The organism is Bradyrhizobium sp. A11, from assembly GCF_042077125.1.
Classification (GTDB): domain Bacteria; phylum Pseudomonadota; class Alphaproteobacteria; order Rhizobiales; family Xanthobacteraceae; genus Bradyrhizobium; species Bradyrhizobium japonicum_B.
Genome location: NZ_CP149509.1, coordinates 5,574,562 through 5,590,951, shown reverse-complemented (window position 1 = coordinate 5,590,951; position 16,390 = coordinate 5,574,562). Strand labels below are relative to the sequence as shown.

Annotated in this window: 17 protein-coding genes and 1 tRNA gene; 9 read left to right on the top strand and 9 right to left on the bottom strand. The window is 64.6% G+C overall.

The window, feature by feature from the left end; genetic code table 11:
• Positions 1 to 113 precede the first annotated feature (113 nt).
• Complete coding sequence (locus tag WI560_RS26245; protein WP_375305517.1) at positions 114 to 2,789, top strand: putative bifunctional diguanylate cyclase/phosphodiesterase; 2,676 nt, start codon at positions 114 to 116, stop codon at positions 2,787 to 2,789.
• A gap of 19 nt (positions 2,790 to 2,808) precedes the next feature.
• On the opposite strand, the gene WI560_RS26240 is transcribed toward WI560_RS26245, so the two are convergent.
• Positions 2,809 to 3,084 (bottom strand): hypothetical protein, encoded by a 276-nt coding sequence (locus tag WI560_RS26240; protein ID WP_375305516.1) that lies wholly within the window; start codon positions 3,082 to 3,084, stop codon positions 2,809 to 2,811.
• A 462-nt stretch (positions 3,085 to 3,546) separates the two neighbouring features.
• Between WI560_RS26240 and WI560_RS26235 the strand changes: the two genes are divergently transcribed.
• The gene (locus WI560_RS26235) at positions 3,547 to 3,759 is read left to right on the top strand and encodes a hypothetical protein (protein ID WP_375305515.1); all 213 of its coding nucleotides are present in this window, start codon (positions 3,547 to 3,549) and stop codon (positions 3,757 to 3,759) included.
• A 137-nt stretch (positions 3,760 to 3,896) separates the two neighbouring features.
• Here the strand turns inward: WI560_RS26235 and WI560_RS26230 are convergent, their stop codons facing one another.
• The 3 genes from WI560_RS26230 to WI560_RS26220 all read right to left on the bottom strand — a co-directional run bounded on the left by WI560_RS26230 (position 3,897) and on the right by WI560_RS26220 (position 5,662).
• A complete protein-coding gene (locus WI560_RS26230) occupies positions 3,897 to 4,088 on the bottom strand; it encodes a hypothetical protein (RefSeq protein WP_257178078.1) in 192 nt (63 codons plus the stop codon).
• A gap of 132 nt (positions 4,089 to 4,220) precedes the next feature.
• Positions 4,221 to 4,589 (bottom strand): rhodanese-like domain-containing protein, encoded by a 369-nt coding sequence (locus WI560_RS26225; protein ID WP_375305514.1) that lies wholly within the window; start codon positions 4,587 to 4,589, stop codon positions 4,221 to 4,223.
• Positions 4,590 to 4,678: 89 nt separating this feature from the next.
• Positions 4,679 to 5,662, bottom strand: coding sequence for a GlxA family transcriptional regulator (locus WI560_RS26220; protein ID WP_375305513.1), 984 nt, complete (start codon positions 5,660 to 5,662; stop codon positions 4,679 to 4,681).
• 92 nt (positions 5,663 to 5,754) lie between these two features.
• On the opposite strand from WI560_RS26220, the gene WI560_RS26215 reads away from it, so the two are divergent.
• Positions 5,755 to 6,456 (top strand): DJ-1/PfpI family protein, encoded by a 702-nt coding sequence (locus WI560_RS26215; protein WP_375305512.1) that lies wholly within the window; start codon positions 5,755 to 5,757, stop codon positions 6,454 to 6,456.
• A gap of 54 nt (positions 6,457 to 6,510) precedes the next feature.
• Positions 6,511 to 7,731, top strand: a complete 1,221-nt coding sequence (locus WI560_RS26210; RefSeq protein ID WP_375305511.1) for an ABC transporter substrate-binding protein — start codon at positions 6,511 to 6,513, stop codon at positions 7,729 to 7,731.
• Positions 7,732 to 7,758: 27 nt separating this feature from the next.
• Here the strand turns inward: WI560_RS26210 and WI560_RS26205 are convergent, their stop codons facing one another.
• Entirely contained in the window at positions 7,759 to 8,100 is a 342-nt protein-coding gene (locus WI560_RS26205; protein WP_375305510.1) for a hypothetical protein, read from the bottom strand.
• Between the two features lie 886 nt (positions 8,101 to 8,986).
• Here WI560_RS26205 and WI560_RS26200 point away from each other — a divergent pair.
• From WI560_RS26200 to WI560_RS26190, 3 genes are all read left to right on the top strand, one after another.
• The gene (locus tag WI560_RS26200; protein ID WP_375305509.1) at positions 8,987 to 9,124 is read left to right on the top strand and encodes a hypothetical protein; all 138 of its coding nucleotides are present in this window, start codon (positions 8,987 to 8,989) and stop codon (positions 9,122 to 9,124) included.
• A gap of 153 nt (positions 9,125 to 9,277) precedes the next feature.
• Positions 9,278 to 9,736 carry a hypothetical protein gene (locus WI560_RS26195; protein ID WP_375305508.1) on the top strand — a complete coding sequence of 153 codons (459 nt, stop codon included), beginning with the start codon at positions 9,278 to 9,280 and terminating at the stop codon, positions 9,734 to 9,736.
• 146 nt (positions 9,737 to 9,882) lie between these two features.
• Positions 9,883 to 10,359, top strand: a complete 477-nt coding sequence (locus WI560_RS26190; RefSeq protein ID WP_375305507.1) for a DUF3833 family protein — start codon at positions 9,883 to 9,885, stop codon at positions 10,357 to 10,359.
• Between the two features lie 56 nt (positions 10,360 to 10,415).
• On the opposite strand, the gene WI560_RS26185 is transcribed toward WI560_RS26190, so the two are convergent.
• Both WI560_RS26185 and WI560_RS26180 read right to left on the bottom strand, forming a co-directional pair.
• Positions 10,416 to 10,491 (bottom strand) — tRNA-Ile (locus WI560_RS26185).
• Between the two features lie 336 nt (positions 10,492 to 10,827).
• Positions 10,828 to 11,802 (bottom strand): Bug family tripartite tricarboxylate transporter substrate binding protein, encoded by a 975-nt coding sequence (locus WI560_RS26180; RefSeq protein ID WP_375305506.1) that lies wholly within the window; start codon positions 11,800 to 11,802, stop codon positions 10,828 to 10,830.
• A gap of 107 nt (positions 11,803 to 11,909) precedes the next feature.
• On the opposite strand from WI560_RS26180, the gene WI560_RS26175 reads away from it, so the two are divergent.
• Positions 11,910 to 12,872 carry a TAXI family TRAP transporter solute-binding subunit gene (locus WI560_RS26175; RefSeq protein WP_375305505.1) on the top strand — a complete coding sequence of 321 codons (963 nt, stop codon included), beginning with the start codon at positions 11,910 to 11,912 and terminating at the stop codon, positions 12,870 to 12,872.
• A gap of 161 nt (positions 12,873 to 13,033) precedes the next feature.
• Here WI560_RS26175 and WI560_RS26170 read toward each other — a convergent pair whose 3' ends face one another.
• Positions 13,034 to 14,263 (bottom strand): ABC transporter substrate-binding protein, encoded by a 1,230-nt coding sequence (locus WI560_RS26170; RefSeq protein WP_375305504.1) that lies wholly within the window; start codon positions 14,261 to 14,263, stop codon positions 13,034 to 13,036.
• Positions 14,264 to 14,363: 100 nt separating this feature from the next.
• Positions 14,364 to 15,257, bottom strand: a complete 894-nt coding sequence (locus WI560_RS26165; protein ID WP_375305503.1) for a substrate-binding domain-containing protein — start codon at positions 15,255 to 15,257, stop codon at positions 14,364 to 14,366.
• 268 nt (positions 15,258 to 15,525) lie between these two features.
• Here WI560_RS26165 and WI560_RS26160 point away from each other — a divergent pair, with 268 nt between their 5' ends.
• Positions 15,526 to 16,353: a substrate-binding domain-containing protein gene (locus WI560_RS26160; protein ID WP_257178065.1), complete on the top strand. Its 828-nt coding sequence runs from the start codon at positions 15,526 to 15,528 to the stop codon at positions 16,351 to 16,353.
• Positions 16,354 to 16,390 lie beyond the last annotated feature (37 nt).

Here is a 16,390-nt window from a genome sequence, read left to right as displayed (position 1 = left end):
CGGTTCCTTTCTCCAGTGATTTGCGGCAGTCGCATTAAGGGCAAAGACTCCAACCGCCTTTACGGGTCCTTCGCCCCTCTGTCCTAGCGTTTGACGTGGCTGGGACAATCTCGATGAGTTTCTTCGCGCGGCTTCGTGACGCTTTCGCGATTGGTGACACGACCGATCCGCTCGGCCGTTCGCTGCTCGTCGAGCAGTTCCGCGTGCTCCGCAGGCAGGTGCCGGTTCTCTATGCCGCGCTTCTGGTCAACAGCATCAGCGTGGGGCTGCTCCTTCCGAACACGGTGTCGGCATGGCTGCGATTTGCCTTGCCAGCCGCGCTCCTGGTGGCCTGTCTGTTTCGGTTGGTGCAGTGGCTGCGGCTGAAGAAGGAGGACTTCACCGCCGAGGAGGCTTACCGAGAACTCGTAAGGGTTCGTCTCGCCACCGTGGTGATCAGCTCCAGCTTCGTGATCTGGATCCTGGCGCTGTTCATGGTGGTCGATCCCGGCCTGCGTGTGTCGGTCTCCCTGCTGCTCTTCATGGGCTGCGTCGGGACTGCCTACTGCCTTGGCAGCTTCCCGCCGTCGTCCCGGCTGACGATGTTGATCGCCGGTGCACCGATCGCGACACTCCTGCTGCTCTCCGGCGACGGGATGCTGATCTCGGTCGGGATCAATCTGCTGGCGTTGCTCGTCCTGCTCGCCCGGATGATCAACACCAATTTCCGCTCCTTCGTGAAGCTGGTCGAGACCCATGCACGGCTGTCCGAGGAAGGCGATCGCGCCCGGGCCGCCGAGCAGACCGCGACCGCGTTCGCGGAGCGCTTCGACCGGGCGCTCAACAACATGTCCCAGGGGCTCTGCTTCTTCGATGCCGATCAGCGCCTGATCGTCTGCAACCGGCAATACCTCGAGGTCTACGATCTCGATCCGAAACTGGTCCGGCCGGGCATGAAGCTGAGCGAGATCGTCGATCTCCGCTATTCGGCCGGCAGCGCCCCGAGGATGTCCAAGCAGGATTATCTGGTCTGGCGCAACAGCGCTCCGGTGATCGCCGAGAATTCGGATACGACCGTGGAGCTGACCAACGGCAGGATCGTGCGGATTCGGCATCGCCCTGAGGGGAAAGGCTGGGTCGCAACCCACGAGGACATCACGGAGCGCCATCGCACCGAGAAGGCGCTGGCGGAAGCGGAAGCCTCCTTCCGCCTGCTGTTCGAAGAGAACCCGCTTCCGATGTGGGTGGTCGATGCGAAGACACATCGGCTCATCGCCGTAAATGGTGCGATGTGCAGGCACTACGGCTATTCCCGCCAGGATCTCCTTGCCATGTCCGAGCATCAGCTCGCCCATGCGGAGCAGCAGGCGACAGCCGAACGCGACTGCGAGTTGCACAGGACGGCCGACGGCGAGGTGATCGAGGTCGTGATCGAATCCCGGCCGCTGGTCTATGACGGGCGACCCGCCCATGTCTGCGTCGGCTTCGACGTGACGGAACGGAACAGGGCACAGCAGAGGGTGAGCTATCTCGCCGGTCACGACGCGCTCACGGAGCTGCCCAACAGGGCCGCCTTGGGCCAGCATCTCTCCGCCGCGATCGAACGCGCCGAGATCACCGATGGCGCCTTCGCCGTGCTCTGCATCGATCTCGACCACTTCAAGGCGATCAACGACCGCTTCGGTCACGCCGTCGGCGACGCCGTGCTGCGCGAGGCCGCAAGGCGCCTTCAGGAGGTTTCGCAAGGGTCCTACGTCGCGCGCGTCGGTGGCGACGAATTCATCGGCATCATCGATGAAGCGCCGCTGCCGGCAACCGCGGAGCTGCTCGCCACCAGGATGCGGGCACAGTTCGAGCAGCCGATCGAGGTTGACGGCCATGCCCTGAAGATCGATCTCTGCATCGGCGTCGCGCTGTATCCGAGAGATGCCGGCGATTCCGTTGCGCTGCTGGCGAACGCGGATGCCGCGCTCTATCGCGCCAAGCACGAGGGCAGGGGAGCCGTCCGCCTGTTCACCAGCGCAATGGACCAGCAATTGCGGGACCGCCGTGAGCTCGAGCACGATTTGCAGGCCGCCGTGGAGCGGGGCGAGCTCTATCTGGAGTACCAGCCGCAGCAGCATCGCGATGGCACGCTGATGGGCTACGAGGCGCTCGTGCGCTGGCGGCATCCGGTGCGCGGCATCATCCCGCCGGGCGAGTTCATTCCGATCGCGGAGCGAAGCGGCTCCATCGCGCAGATCGACGATTGGGTTCTGATGGCGGCGTGCAGGGAAGCAGCGTCATGGGATCAGCCGATGCGGGTGGCCGTCAACGTCTCGGCGGCGCAGTTCCGCCGGGAAAACCTCGACCGGCAGGTCCGCCGGTCGCTGCGCGACAGCGGGCTTCCGGCCGCGCGCCTCGAGCTCGAAATCACCGAAGGCGTCCTGATCGAGGACATGCCGCGCGCCAAGAGGACGATGCAGTCGCTCAAGGCGCTCGGCATCCTGATCGCACTCGACGATTTCGGAACGGGATATTCGTCGCTGTCATATCTCGAAGCGTTTCCGCTGGACCGCATCAAGATCGACCGCTCTTTCGTCGCCTCGCTCGGTCAGAGCGACCGATCGCTCGCCATCGTCCGGGCCGTGATCGGCCTTGCCCACGGGCTTGGGGTGCCGGTCCTTGCCGAAGGCATCGAGACGGAGGAACAGATGTCGCTGCTGATGCAGGAAGGCTGCGACGAGATGCAGGGATATCTGATCGGGCGGCCGCGGAGCCTCGTGTCCTCCCGGCCGAGCAAGAAGGCCTCAAGGCGCGCGGCTTCCTGACCGGCGGAGGCAGCGCGCTCTAGCCGGCCGGATCGGCCCGATCGCATTTCGGGCATCGCCCGTCCGCGGCGACCGCGAGTTGCCGGCCGATTTCTTCCCTGAGCGCGTCCGCTTCGAAAGGCGTCCCGTCGCTTCTCAGGATTCGCTTGGCGCGTTCGTAGGCATGGCTCTCGGCGGCATCATCGCCGACGCGGATGATCACCTCGCCGTGGAACGGGCAGACCGTGGTCGCGCGCGTCGTCTCGAGCGCGTAGCGCACGGCCGCAGGGAGATCGTCGAGCTTCGCGGACATCATGGCTGCTCCCCTGATCGAGGCGGTCTCGATGGTGGCCTCTTGCCGGCGGCGGCATTGGGTGGCGGGCCGGCCGGGCGAAATCAATCAGCCCCGGTTTCCGAGGAGCGTTTCCAACGGGCGACCGAGGCCGATTGCATGGTCTGTCCAGGGCTGGGCCATTGAACGGCTGGGCCATCCAACCCGCGGTACCGGCCTTCGTTCTATCGAACCTGCCGGCGAAGCCTCCCCTTGCGGAGCCGGCTCCCTGATCGCGGACGCTTGCACCCTGTCTTGCGAAGCGGTGCCCGGAGTGCCTAGGAGTCCGGGCTCCGCTTCGTGCGGCACCGGAGCGACGGCGCGCCGATGTCATGCAAAGCATAGGGAGCGGCGGGCCTTTCGCATTGACCCATCGCAAACCTGGGAAAGGCCCGTAAGGAATCGTCCGCAATTTCGTCGGCTCGGGTTCGGGCGCATGAAGGAAGCATGCAGCGCCAGATTCTCTTCAGGTGCCCGCGCACCGGCATGAACGTCCAGCAACGGATCGACGACGAGCGGCCCGAGGGTCGCGCGCTGGCGGACAGCTATGTCCCGGTGAGGTGCCCGGCCTGCATGTCGCTGCACTTCGTCAACACCACCACCGGCCGGCTGCTGAACGAGCCGAACGGACAGCCTGGGTCCACGCCGCGTTCCGCCTGATCCGCCCCCGGCCGATTGGGCCTGCGAGGCCCCGAAGGATGGAGCGGCCCGTGGTTCGCCCGGCATGGCCTGCTGGCCTCAGCCGGCTTGAACCGGGGCCTGGCGCGCGATCACAATTCGCATGGACCGCATCGCGCTCACGCCGACCAGCGGTCCTGCTCCTCCCGGTGCGCTTGCTCGTTGAGCCGTTCGGCCAATTCGTCGGCAATCTGCTCGGACTCGGCCGAGGCCACCGGCTCGCCCTTGTGGGTCCTGAGCTTGTCCTTGTCGGCTTCGAGCGGGAAGTCGTCGGGTGTCAGTTCGGTATCCTTGTCGGTAGGCTTGGTCATGGCGCGCCTCGCTGTGTGCTCCGGAACAACGCCAATGAGGGCTGATTGTTGCAACCGGGATAGGCGCGCCGATCGACGGGCCGAAGCAGTCGCTTCGACGATCCGAAACTGTGCCTCTTATCTGGTATCTGGCTATTTCTCGACGGCCCCGGTCCAGTCCTTGAAGCCGCCGACGTTATAGACCTTGTCGTACCCCATATCCTTCAACACCTTGCCGGCCAGCGCCGACCGGCCGCCGGATGCGCAGTACAGGATCACGGACTTGCTCTTGTCGAACGCCTTGTCGTGATAGGGCGATTCCGGGTCCGCCCGAAACTCCAGCATCCCGCGCGAGACATGCAGGGCGCCCGCGATCTTGCCGCTGGCGGCAACCTCCGGCGCATCGCGCACGTCGAGGACGAGGGTGTTGCCGGCCTTGATCATCTCGGCGGCCTGGTCGGAGGTGATCTTGGGCACCGCCGCGTTGGCGGCTTCGAGCATTTGCTTGACGCTGGTGGGCATGGGGGGACTCCGCTGGTGGCTTCGGCGCGGAGGTTAGCACATTGGCTGCGCTTGTCGTTGAGTGAATCCTTGCGCGAAATCTTGCGCCGCTAATCCTGCCCCTGAGAGAACCGAACGCGATAATCCTGCGGCAGCACATTCAGGCGGCGGCGAAAGGCGCGCCGCAAATGCTCCTCGCTCTGAAATCCGGCGCGGGCCGCTATTTCCTTGATGCTCGACGCGGATTCTTCCAACGCCCGGCGGGCGGCCTCGACGCGCAGCTCTTCCACCGCCTTGCCGGGCGTGCGGCCGGTCTTCTGCCGGAAAACACGCGCGAAGGTGCGCGGGCTCATGCCCGCTCGTTCGGCCAGGCTCTCGACGCGCAGATCGCGGCTGAGATTGTCCTGCATCCAGGCCGCGATATTCTCGAAGGCCCTGTCTTCGGAGGTCTGCAGCGACAGCGGCACGCTGAACTGGGCCTGTCCGCCGGGCCGTTTCAGGAACACGACCATGCGCCGTGCGACGCGCATGGCCTCGCGGTGTCCGAGATCGTCTTCCAGCAGCGTGAGCGCGAGATCGATGCCCGCGGTCACGCCGGCCGACGTCCAGACTCCGCGGTCGTGGACAAACACAGGGTCGACCAGGACCGAAATGTCCGGATGTTGGGCGCGCAGCAGGTCGCAGGAGCTCCAATGGGTGACCGCGCTTCGTCCGTGGAGCAGGCCGGCCGCGGCCAGGACGAACGTGCCGGTGCAAACGGAGCAGACGCGCCGGACCTTCGGCGCGGCTGACCGAAACCAGTCGACCAATCCGGCCTCGGCAGCAGCGCGATGGACGCCGGGGCCGCCACCCACGATGAGGGTGTCGATATCCTTGCGGGCACAGTCGGAGAGCGCAGTCGTCGTCACCTCCAGGCCGGACGAGGTTTTGACGGGGCCGCCCTTCAACGAGCAGACCTGCCATACATAGGGCGCGCGCCCGGCCTCCGACGTTTCGCAGGCAAGCTCGAAGGCTTGCAGCGGCCCGGCGAAATCGAGCAGCAGGCAATCCTCGAACAGGACGAAGACGACACGGCGGGCGGCAGAACGAGCCATCAGCGAGCCTTGGCAGGAATTGCGTGTGTTCTGACATTTCGGCAAACCGGCTGGCCTGTCAACATGCCTTCGTTCAAAGAGGAGAGCGATGCATGTCCGGCAAGCGGATCGAGATCGGAATTCTGTACTATCCCGGGATGACTCAACTGGATGTCACCGGGCCTTTCGAAGTCTTCGCCCGCCTGCCGAACGCTCGGGTGCATCTGCTGTGGAAGCGCATCGAGCCGGTCGTTAGCGACGTCGGCCTGCCGCTGCTGCCGACCACGACGTTCGCCGACTGTCCGGATCTCGACGTGTTCTGCATCGGCGGCGGGCCGGGGCAGGTCGACACCATGGATGATGACGAGGTGATCGCCTTCGTTCGCGACAAGGGCGGATCGGCACGCTACATCACCTCGGTCTGCGCGGGCTGCCTGATCCTCGGCGCCGCAGGGCTCATCGACGGATACAAGTCGGCCTGCCACTGGCTCATGAGCGACCAGCTTGCCGCCTTCGGCGCGATTGCGGTCGACGGCCGCGTCGTGGTCGACCGCAACCGCATTTCCGGCGGCGGCGTGACTGCAGGAATCGATTTCGGTTTTCAGGTCGCCGCCGAGCTCTGCGGCGAGGACGTCGCGAAGAACCTCCAGCTCATGCTGGAATATCAGCCGCAGCCGCCGTTCGACATCACCGTGCAGAATGCGCCACCCGAGCTGATTTCGCGCATGCGCGCGGACGCCGAACCCTGGCTTCGCAAGCGCGCGGCGGCAGTCCAGAAGGCGGCTGCGAAACTCAAATCAAGTGCGGCCGCTTAAGCTCGCTCGTCAATGGGAGGAAGGCCCCAACGCCATCATTGGAAAGGTACTCGCATGAACTGCCGCGTCGCTACACTTCTGATTTTTGGGGCCTTCATCGGATCGTGCGTTCCCGCCACAGCGGGCGAAATCTCCGGCGGCGTAGTCCGGATCGGCATCATCAATGACCAGACCGGGCCGCTGTCCGACTTGTCGGGGCCGGGCTCCGTCACTGCCGCCAAAATGGCTGCAGAGGATTTCCAGAAGATGGTCCCGTCGATCAAGGTCGAGATCGTGGCCGCGGACCACCAGAACAAGCCGGATATCGGCGTCGGCATCGCCCGGAAATGGTTCGACGTCGACGGCGTCGACATGATTGCCGACGTCTCCAACTCCGCGGTCGGACTGGCGATCCAGTCGCTGGCACGCGACAAGAACAGGATTGCGGTCTATTCGGCGGTGGCGACGACCGAGCTTGCGGGCAAGCAATGCGCGCGCACCGGGCTGGCCTGGCTCCACGATTCCTACAATCTGGTATCGGGACCGATCCGCACGCTGCTCTCGCAGGGCTACGACACCTGGTACTTCATCGCCGCCGATTACGCGTTCGGCAAGAACATGGTGTCGGAGTCGCAGCGCGTGCTGGCGCAAGCAGGCGGCAAGTCGCTCGGCGCCGTGTATCACCCGATCGGAAACGCCGATTACAGCTCGTTCATCCTGCAGGCAAAGGCATCCGGAGCCAAGGTCATCGCCTTCGCCAATGCCGGCGAGCAGCTCGTGACCCTGATGAAGCAGTGGAACGAGTTCGGCATGAATACGGGGAGCCAGAAGCCCGTGGCTCAACTGATGTTCATCAGCGATGTCCATGCCATGGGCCCGCAAACCGCCAAGGGCCTGACGACGCTCACGGCCTGGTACTGGGCCTTGAACGAGGAGACCCGGGCCTTCGGCGAACGCTTCTACAAGCTACGGGGCACCATGCCCACGGCGCCGCAGGCCGCAGTGTATTCCGGCGTGAGCCACTATCTGAAGGCCGTTGCAACGGTAGGCACCGATGCAACGGATCCGGTGCTGGAGAAGATGCGCTCCACTCCCGTCGACGACTTCTACGCGCGCGGGGCGACGGTGCGCGAGGACGGAAAGCTCGTGCACGACTTCTACCTCGTCCAGGTGAAGGAGCCTTCCGACGTCAAGTCGAACTGGGAATATTACGACGTGCTCGGAAAGATCCCGAGCGGCGACGTCTATGCGCCCTTGGCCGACAGTGAATGCCCGCTGGTGAAGCGGGGGCACTGAGAATGCGGCGACCATCGGCGAAGAGCGTCAAATTGTCGGTTCATCGTGGAACAGCCTGACCTGATTGTGCGTCGTCGATTTTGCCGCGTTTCGTTTGGGTTCGATCGTTTCTGGTGCGAAACTGGTGTGGTGTTTAGTGGCCGGAATCAGTTTCGGTTCTCGCATCGCGCCTAGCCGCATTTGAAATCTGACGATGAAGCGACTGCGGTTGTTGCTCTTGGTCCAGAAGTTCTGCCGTCCGCCTCGATATGGCCGATCGTGATGTTTCGCGCTCAGCGCTCGAGCGACAAGCCGCGCGGAATAGGTGGGGCCAATCTCGCCGCGCTCGAAAGGCGTCAAGTCGGCGGCGAGGGGTGTTAACCACCCCATCTCTCGTACGGATTATAGCCTGGTTCTGGTTGATCATTATAGTGCGGGGTCGGTCGATGGCGGTCCGGCCGTGCCGGCGAATAGGCCCAGGCCGCAGCGGTCCCAGTCGTCAAGACACGAGAATGCGCTGTCGCATGGTGCCGATGGACCTGGCCTGCCACCGCGGCGCTGACGGGTGCACATAAGACAATCAAAAGGCTCAAAACGACACCTGATCGCATGGTAGTTTCTCCGATAGACCTACGATGGGGAGTTAGATGAGCCTCGGTCCACGCCTTCGCAATCGACCACGCCTGCAAGACTGGTAACGTCCTCGGCATTACGCCCGTTGGCGGTCGAATTCGCGCGAATCTGTAAACGCCGCACCCGGCTTCATGATTTCGCATGGCCTTTGCACACAGCAGCCGATTCTAGAGCGACTTTGGCGAATGTGTCCGATGTGACGCGACTCCCAAATGCGGGGACGCGGGTGTGCGTCACGCAATGATGAGCAAACCGATTTGCCATTCGCGCAGCCGTGATTGTTCACCGCCTTTTTTGCGCCGAGCGCATACCCACCTAATCCTCATCCAAGAAACTCGAAGGGAACGCATTCAACAGAGCAGCCGATTCGAACCAGCGCGAATGTTCCGCACGAAAACAACAGCCGTTCGGAGCACGATTATGACTGGATTCAGGACTCTTATTATTGCAACGATGATGTCGATTGGCGCAATAAGCTCTGCAAGCGCCCAGTGCCCATTGTGGGCGACTCAACATCCAAATTCGTTTCAGGCACAATATCCCGATCGGGATGCGTTGAACGACTGCGAACTGACGCCAGCAGGCAGAATGGGCCTGGAACGCCCTGGCGGCGCGGCTCCCTTGTTTGGGCCCGGCAGAGCTTATGAGACAACGCCTGGCGTTGCCCAGCACGGCTTTCACCACCGATCGCGGTGAGTATCTGAAAATGGACGGTTGGTCGGATTCCGGCGGAGACACGTTCGCCCTGGAGCAGATAGCCAAGCGCAGCTTCAAGCAGTGAGCGCGACCCCGCCATTCCAATGGATGTCCGAAGGATTGGTTTCTCGCGGAATCGAAGGTTCGTCGCGCTTTGGTGGCGTCGAACCGGGGGCGATTGCGGCCAGGAACAAATCGGATCAGCGAACGTCATCTGGTCAGCATAGGGAGCGGCCAAATGACCACGACGCGGAACCGGGTGCCTCTGCATTCGTCCGAGATCGACAATCGTCGGATCAGGCGCACGATGCAGGCCAACGTGGCCTATTTCGCCGAACATCGGGATCAGATCGGCGATCGCTTACGTGAAATCGACCGGGAGTGGGATATCGAGAGAGCCATCGAGGCGAACGCAGCGGTGCTCGGATTCACCGGCACCGTGTTGGCGGCCACCAGCGACAGGCGTTGGCTCGCGCTTCCGGCGCTGGTCACCAGCTTTCTGTTCCAGCACGCCGTGCAGGGGTGGTGCCCGCCCGTTCCGGTGCTAAGGAAACTGGGCTTTCGCACCTCCTACGAAATCGAGGAAGAACGCCGCGCCCTCATGGCGCTGAGAGGCGATTTCGGCCAACGGGCCGAGAGTGCGGATGCGGCCCTTCGCGCCTCACGAGGCACTGCCAACGCGCCCTTGCCGGCGTAGTCCGTTTTCGTCGTTTGCGGTCGGCTGGGGCGAATGGCGATTCCGATCTCGCGTGTGCAAGCGCGCGGCCGATCCAGGCAGGTTTCCTCCGAGGAACCTGATGCCGAGAGGCGTCTTATGTCCTCATCAGTCTCGGAGGAAAAGCCATGGCCATTGATGCGTTCGCCGGCACCACGCCGGTGTTTCTTCCCGAGCAGTTCTTCGTCGGCCGCCTGGAAGGTTGGGCGGTGGTTGAAAGCCTCGTCGGCGGGCTTCTGAAGCGCGCGTCGATCACCGCTCATGGCGAACTGGACGCGGACACCGACACCGTCGTCCTGACCGAAACCTACACCTTCGATGACGGCCATAGCGACACGCTGCGCTGGACGATTCACAAGCTAGGCGAAGGCCAGTACACCGGCCACGAGAATCGCCTCGAAGGCGACGCCACCGGCGAGCAGGCGGGTTGCGCGTTTCATTGGAAGTACACGCGCGACACGCCCCAGGGCGATGGAAGGTCGTTCAAGCTGAACTTCGATGATTGGTTCTACGCGATCGATGAGCGGGCGTGCATCGTGCGGGGAAGCGCCGGGCGCGCGGGGATTCCGTTTGCGACAGCGCATGTGACGTACAGGAGGATTTAAGCTTTCGCTTCGTTAGGAGTTTGTGGCGCTGGCTCGCCGAGCCGAAGCTCGAAGGCTGGTGGGCCCGGCAGGACTCGAACCTGCAACCAGACCGTTATGAGCGGCCGGCTCTAACCATTGAGCTACAGGCCCCGCCGCGAGACAGCTCGCGGGAACGCGGCCGGCAACGGTGCGCGGTTCGTTTACAGGGATGGAGGCGGGGGTGCAATGCTGGCTCTGGTGGACAGGAAGCGCCCAGGCGGCATCGCGGGCTAGTTTCAAATAACCGAAATTGACGATGATGCCTGTATACCCCTGTTTTGCCCGACGAAGCAAAACCACCTCGTCAGGGCTCGTTTTTCGGATCCGCTAACCCTTTGAAATCACTAGGCTCGTCTACTGTGCATGGGGTTGTTTTACGACTTTTGAGAGGAGGGGCCCTTCTGAGCCCCTCCTGGTGTCGTGCCGGCGGTGCCGCGGGGCCCTTCGCTAATCCACCGAGACGCCGGCGAACTCGACCACCTTGCGCCACTTCGCGGTCTCGTCGGCGACCAGCTTGCCGAACTCGGCCGGCGTCATCGGCTTGGGGATGCCGCCGGTCTCGGCGAGCTTGGCCACCAGCTTGGGGTCCTTCAGCGCTTCGCCGACGGCCTTGTTGAGCGTCTCGATCACCTCGGGCGGCGTGCCCTTCGGCGCGGAGATGCCGTAGAAGCCGACCGATTCGAAGCCCGGCACGGTCTCGGCGATCGCGGGCACGTCGGGCACGCTCGGCCAGCGCTGCGGCGAGGTCACGCCCAGCGCGCGGACATTGCCGCCTTTCACCTGCTCCATGGCCGAAGGCAGATTGTCGAAGATCAGCTGCACCTTGTTGGAGATGATGTCGGGGAAGGCGATGGCCGAGCCGCGATAGGGCACGTGCACCATGTCGCACTTGGTCAGCACCTTGAACAGCTCGGCCGACATGTGCACCGAGGTGCCGTTGCCGGACGAGGCAAAGGAGATCTTGCCGGGATTGGCCTTGCAATAGTCGACGAACTCCTGGACCGTCTTGGCCGGAAACGCGTTGGACACGACCAGCATGTTGGTGAGCTGCATGATGCTCGCGACCGGCGCGGTGTCGCGCAGGAAGTCGAACGGCAGCTTCTTGTACAGCGAGGTCGAGATCGCGTTGTTGGGCGCGACGAACAGCAGCGTGTAGCCGTCCGGCGGCGAATTGATCGCAGCGGCGGCGGCGATGTTGCCGCCGGAGCCGGTGCGGTTCTCGACGATGACCTGCTGGCCGAGCCGCTCCGACAGCCACTGCGCCATGATCCGCGCCACGATGTCGACCGGGCCGCCGGCGGAAAATCCGATCAGCCAGTGGATGGGGCGGTCAGGATAGGCGGCGGAGGCTGGAGGCGCGGCGCTGAAAAGACCTGTGAGGACCGCGAGCCCGACAACACCGCACCGCAAAATTCGCAACATGATATCTCCCCATTGTTCTATTGTGCTTGGGGGCATGCTTTCACAGAATCGGGCCGCTGCCTACATCGCCGCAGGTCGCTGTTGAAGCGGGCCCCTGAGGGACGACCATGCGATTTGCGATCATCCTCGTCAGCGCGGCGCTGCTCTCGAGCCCGCTTGCCGCTCAAACCGGAGCCACGGCCATTCCGACCACGACACTCAGCCTCGGCACCGCAACGCCGGGCGGCGGCTTTCCGCTTTACGGCAACGCCTTCGCCGAGGTGATGAACGCGGCCGATCCGCACCTCTCGATCGCGCCGCGCAACACCAAGGGCAGCAACGAAAACGTCCCGCTGCTGGAGAAGGGCGAGCTCGATCTCGCGCTGGTCGCGGGCGAGCCGGCCTACGAGGCCTTCGCCGGCATCGGCCGCGCGCCCGTGCGCCTGAAGATCCTCACCGCGATCTATTCCAACCCCGGCATGTTCGTGGTGCGGGCGGACAGTCCCTACAGGACGATCCGCGATCTCGTCGGCCAGCCTGTCGCGTTCGGCGCCAGGGGCTCGGGCCTGCCGATCCTGGCGCGCTACGTGCTCGACGGCATCGGCCTGAAGCAGGACGAGGACTTCAAGGCCGTCTATCTCGACCGCGCCGGCGACGGCCCCGCGATGGTCGAGGACGGCCGCGTCGCCGCGCTCTGGGGCGCCGGCATCGGCTGGCCCGGCTTTGCCGCGGTGGCATCGAGCGCAGCGGGCGCGCGCTTCATCGCCCCCAGCGTTGAGGAGATGACGCGCATCCGCGCCAAGCATGCGTTCCTGAAGCCGCTGCTGGTGCCGGCGCGCAGCTATCCCAAGCAGGACGCGCCGATCGCTTCGCTGGGATCGTGGAGCTTCGTGCTGACACGCGAGGATCTGCCCGACGATCTCGCCTATCGCCTGGCGAAGACGCTGCACGGCGTTGAGGCGACGTTCTGCAAGAAGCTGGCCCAGGCCTGCGAGACGACCGCGTCAAACACCGTCGCCGCCGCGCCGAGGCCGGAGCTGATCCATCCCGGCGTGATGAAGTATCTTCGCGAGATCGGGATGGTGAAATAGGGCGCGCCTGCACTCACAGCCGTCATGGCCGGGCTTGACCCGGCCATCCACGTGTCACCGCGATTGAGGAAGGACGTGGATGCCCGGGCCTTCGCCTCGCCGAAGCGGCCGCGCAGGCGGGACAAGCCCGGGCATGACGAGTTGTGTGCTTTGCGAGACCGTTATTTTTTCACCAGCGGGCAGGCGGGGTCGGGCGGGCCGAACGCCTTGTCGCCGGAGATCGTGGTCAGGATCTTGTAATAGTCCCACGGATATTTGCTCTCCTCCGGCGTCTTCACCTGCACCAGCCAGAGGTCGTGCACCATCAGATTGTCCTCGCGCAGCTTGCCGTTGCGGGCGAAGAAATCCTCGATCGGCTTCTCGCGCATCTTGGCGGCGACCTTGAGCGGATCGTCGCTGCCGGCCTCCTTGATGGCGTTGAGATAGTGCATCACGCTGGAATAGACGCCGGCCTGCCACATCGACGGCATCTTGTTCATCTTGGCGAAGTAGCGCTTCGACCATGCGCGGGTCTTGTCGTCCATGTCCCAGTAGAACGAGGTGGTCAGCAGCAGGCCTTGCGCGGCCTGCAGGCCGATGCCGTGGATGTCGGTGATCAGCGCCAGCAGCGCCGCCATCTGCTGGCCGCCCTTGAACACGCCGAACTCCGAGCCGGTCTTGATCTCGTTCATGTTGTTGGGAGGACCCGCGGCGATGCCGATGATCTTGGCCTTGGAGGCCTGCGCCTGCAGCACGAAGGAGGAGAGGTCCGGCGTTGCCAGCGGCGGCCGCACCGAGCCCAGCACCTTGCCGCCATTGGCGGTGACGACCGCGGAGGCGTCGCGCTCCAGCGAATGGCCGAAGGCGTAATCGTCGGTGATGAAGAACCAGCTGTCGCCGCCGCGCTTGACCACCGCGTCCGCGGTGCCGACCGCGAGCGCGCGGGTGTCGAACACCCACTGGATCGCGTAAGGCGAGCAGAACTTGCCGTGGAAGTCCGCGGTGCCGGTGGAATGGGTGATGAACAGCCGCTTCTTCTCGTTGGCGACGTTCTGCACCGCGAGCCCCACCGCGGAGACCGGCACGTCGACGATCAGGTCGACCTGCTCGACATCGTACCAGCGCCGCGCGATCGTGCCGCCGATATCGGCCTTGAGCTGGTGGTCGCCGATCACGACGCTGATCGGCTTGCCGAGCACCGTGCCGCCGAAATCGTCGATCGCCATCTGCGCCGCAGTCACCGAGCCCTGGCCGGTCGGCGCCGAGGCCGGGCCGTTCATGTCGGTGAGCACGCCGATCTTGACGACGTCGTCGGATAGCTGCGCCATGGCGGCGCCCGACATCAGCGTCGCCGCCAGGAACGTTGCGGCAAAGCCGGCCGCGGCCGGCAGTCCAGATCTCGTTGGATTCACGTGTCTCCTCCCCTTGTCCGGCGCGTTGGCCGGTGTTGCCCCGGCTGTGCCGCCGGCTGAATTGGTTTCTTTTGCAACTATTTGGGGGCGGGCGTCAATGTCAGGCTGCGAACCGGATCTGGCCTGCGGCGGAGGGATCGTAGCCGGTCAGCTCCTCGGCGCGCAGGCGCAGCCGTCTTTCGCCGAGAAACCGCAGCAGGGCCTGCATGGCAGGGCGGAAATAGCTGCGGTGCCGCATCGCGAGGTCGAAATTCTCCCAGACCAGCGGCACGAAATCGAGCCCCGCCGAGCGCGCGGCTGCACGCGTCGCGATGCCGCAATCGGCCTGGCCGGCGCGGACCAGCTCGGCAAGGTCCGGGCCGGTGAGAGCCGGCGTCTCGACCCGGCGCAGATCCCGCGTCGTGGCGCCGGTGCGCTTCAGCAGCACGTCGAGCAGCATCTGCGCCCCGGTGCCCTGTTGCCGCATCGCCATCCTGGCGCCGAGCGCGAGCACGTCGGCCAGGCCGTGCAGCTGCTTGGGATTTCCTGGCGGCAGCACGAGCCCCTGCTCGCGGCGCACGAACGCCACCAGCACCGCATCATGCAGGTCGGGAGCCGCGCGCAGCGCTTCGACACTGGCGTCTCCGGCGACATCGTCGGAAGGGTCCCGCCCGTGAAAGTGCACCGCCGCCGCCATCACCTCGTTGCGCTGCAGGCGCTCGAGCCCGCGCACGCTGCCCTCGCTGATCGATCCCAGGCCCGAGCCGGATTCGCGCAGGCTCCAATCCAGGAGCTCGTCCTGGCTGCCGCCCACCACCGGTGGCGGCTCCGCGATCAGCATGCCGGCCGGACGCGCGAGGCCCGACAGCACCCAGAGATCGAGTTCGTGTCGCGGGAAGAGCCACTTTCCGGTCACCTTGGTGCAGGGGATCGCGCCGGTGGTGACGAGTTCATAGAGCTTGCGCTCGCCGAGCCGAAGATAGTCGGCCGCTTCGCTGGTCGTCAGGAATTCCATCCTGCATTCCTATGCAAATTCTTGCTTCTTCTTGACGTTCGACGCAGGTTGGAATTCTGCATTTCAAGAGTTCGCGGGAACCATGCCCGATCATCTCGCTGCTTTGCAACACATCCTCGCATGCGATTCCTGCTTTGGTGAATGATTCAGAAGCGCGCAGCCTTGCCGAAATTTCCCGGATTGGAGCGCGCGGAGCGCGCAAACGCGTCACGAGTGCGGCGCATTCGATCCGCATCATGATCGCGTCATAGCCAATGGGAACCTGATCATGGGCCGCCTGTCCGTTGCATTCGCGCTGTTCTGCGGCCTCACCGTGGGCGTTGCGGCGTCATTCGCCGAGGACCGCAGCATCGTCCTCGCCACCACGACCGCGACCCAGGAATCCGGTCTGCTCGACTATCTGCTGCCGATCTTTCGCGACAAGACCGGCATCGAGGTGACCGTGATCGCGCGGCGCGCCGACGAGGTGCTCGACGGGCCGCGCCGCGGCGAGGCCGACGTCGTGCTGATGCATTCACGGCCGCAGGAGGAGAAATTCGTCGCCGACGGGTTTGGTGTGAAGCGTTTCGACGTGATGTACAACGACTACGTTCTGATCGCGCCGAAGAGCGATCCCGCGGCGGTGAAGGGCAAGGACATCGCCACCGCGCTGAAGGCGATCGAGGCCAAGGGCGCGCCGTTCGTGACGCGCGGCGATCGGTCGGGCACCCACGCCGCGGAGCTCGCGCTCTGGATCGTCGCCGGCATCGACATCGCGGCTGCCAAGGGCGCCTGGTATCGCGAGGCGGGGCAGGGCATGGCCTCGGCCCTCGACGCCGCGCGCGCCGCGAATGCCTATGTGCTGTCGGATCGCGGCAGCTGGATCTCGTTCAGGAATCGCGGCGATCTCGACATCGCCGTCGAAGGCGACCGGCGGCTGCTCAATCAGTATGGCGTGATGCTGGTGAATCCTGCGAAGTTTCCCAACGTGAAGAAGGATCTCGCGCAGAGCTTCATCGATTGGCTGACCTCGCCGGAGGGGCAGGCTGCGATCGCCGCCTATAAGGTCGACGGCCAGCAGCTGTTCTTCCCGAATTCGGACCGGTCCGGCGGCTGAGGCCCACATCGCCGGCGGTTGCCAAAGCGGGCGATGC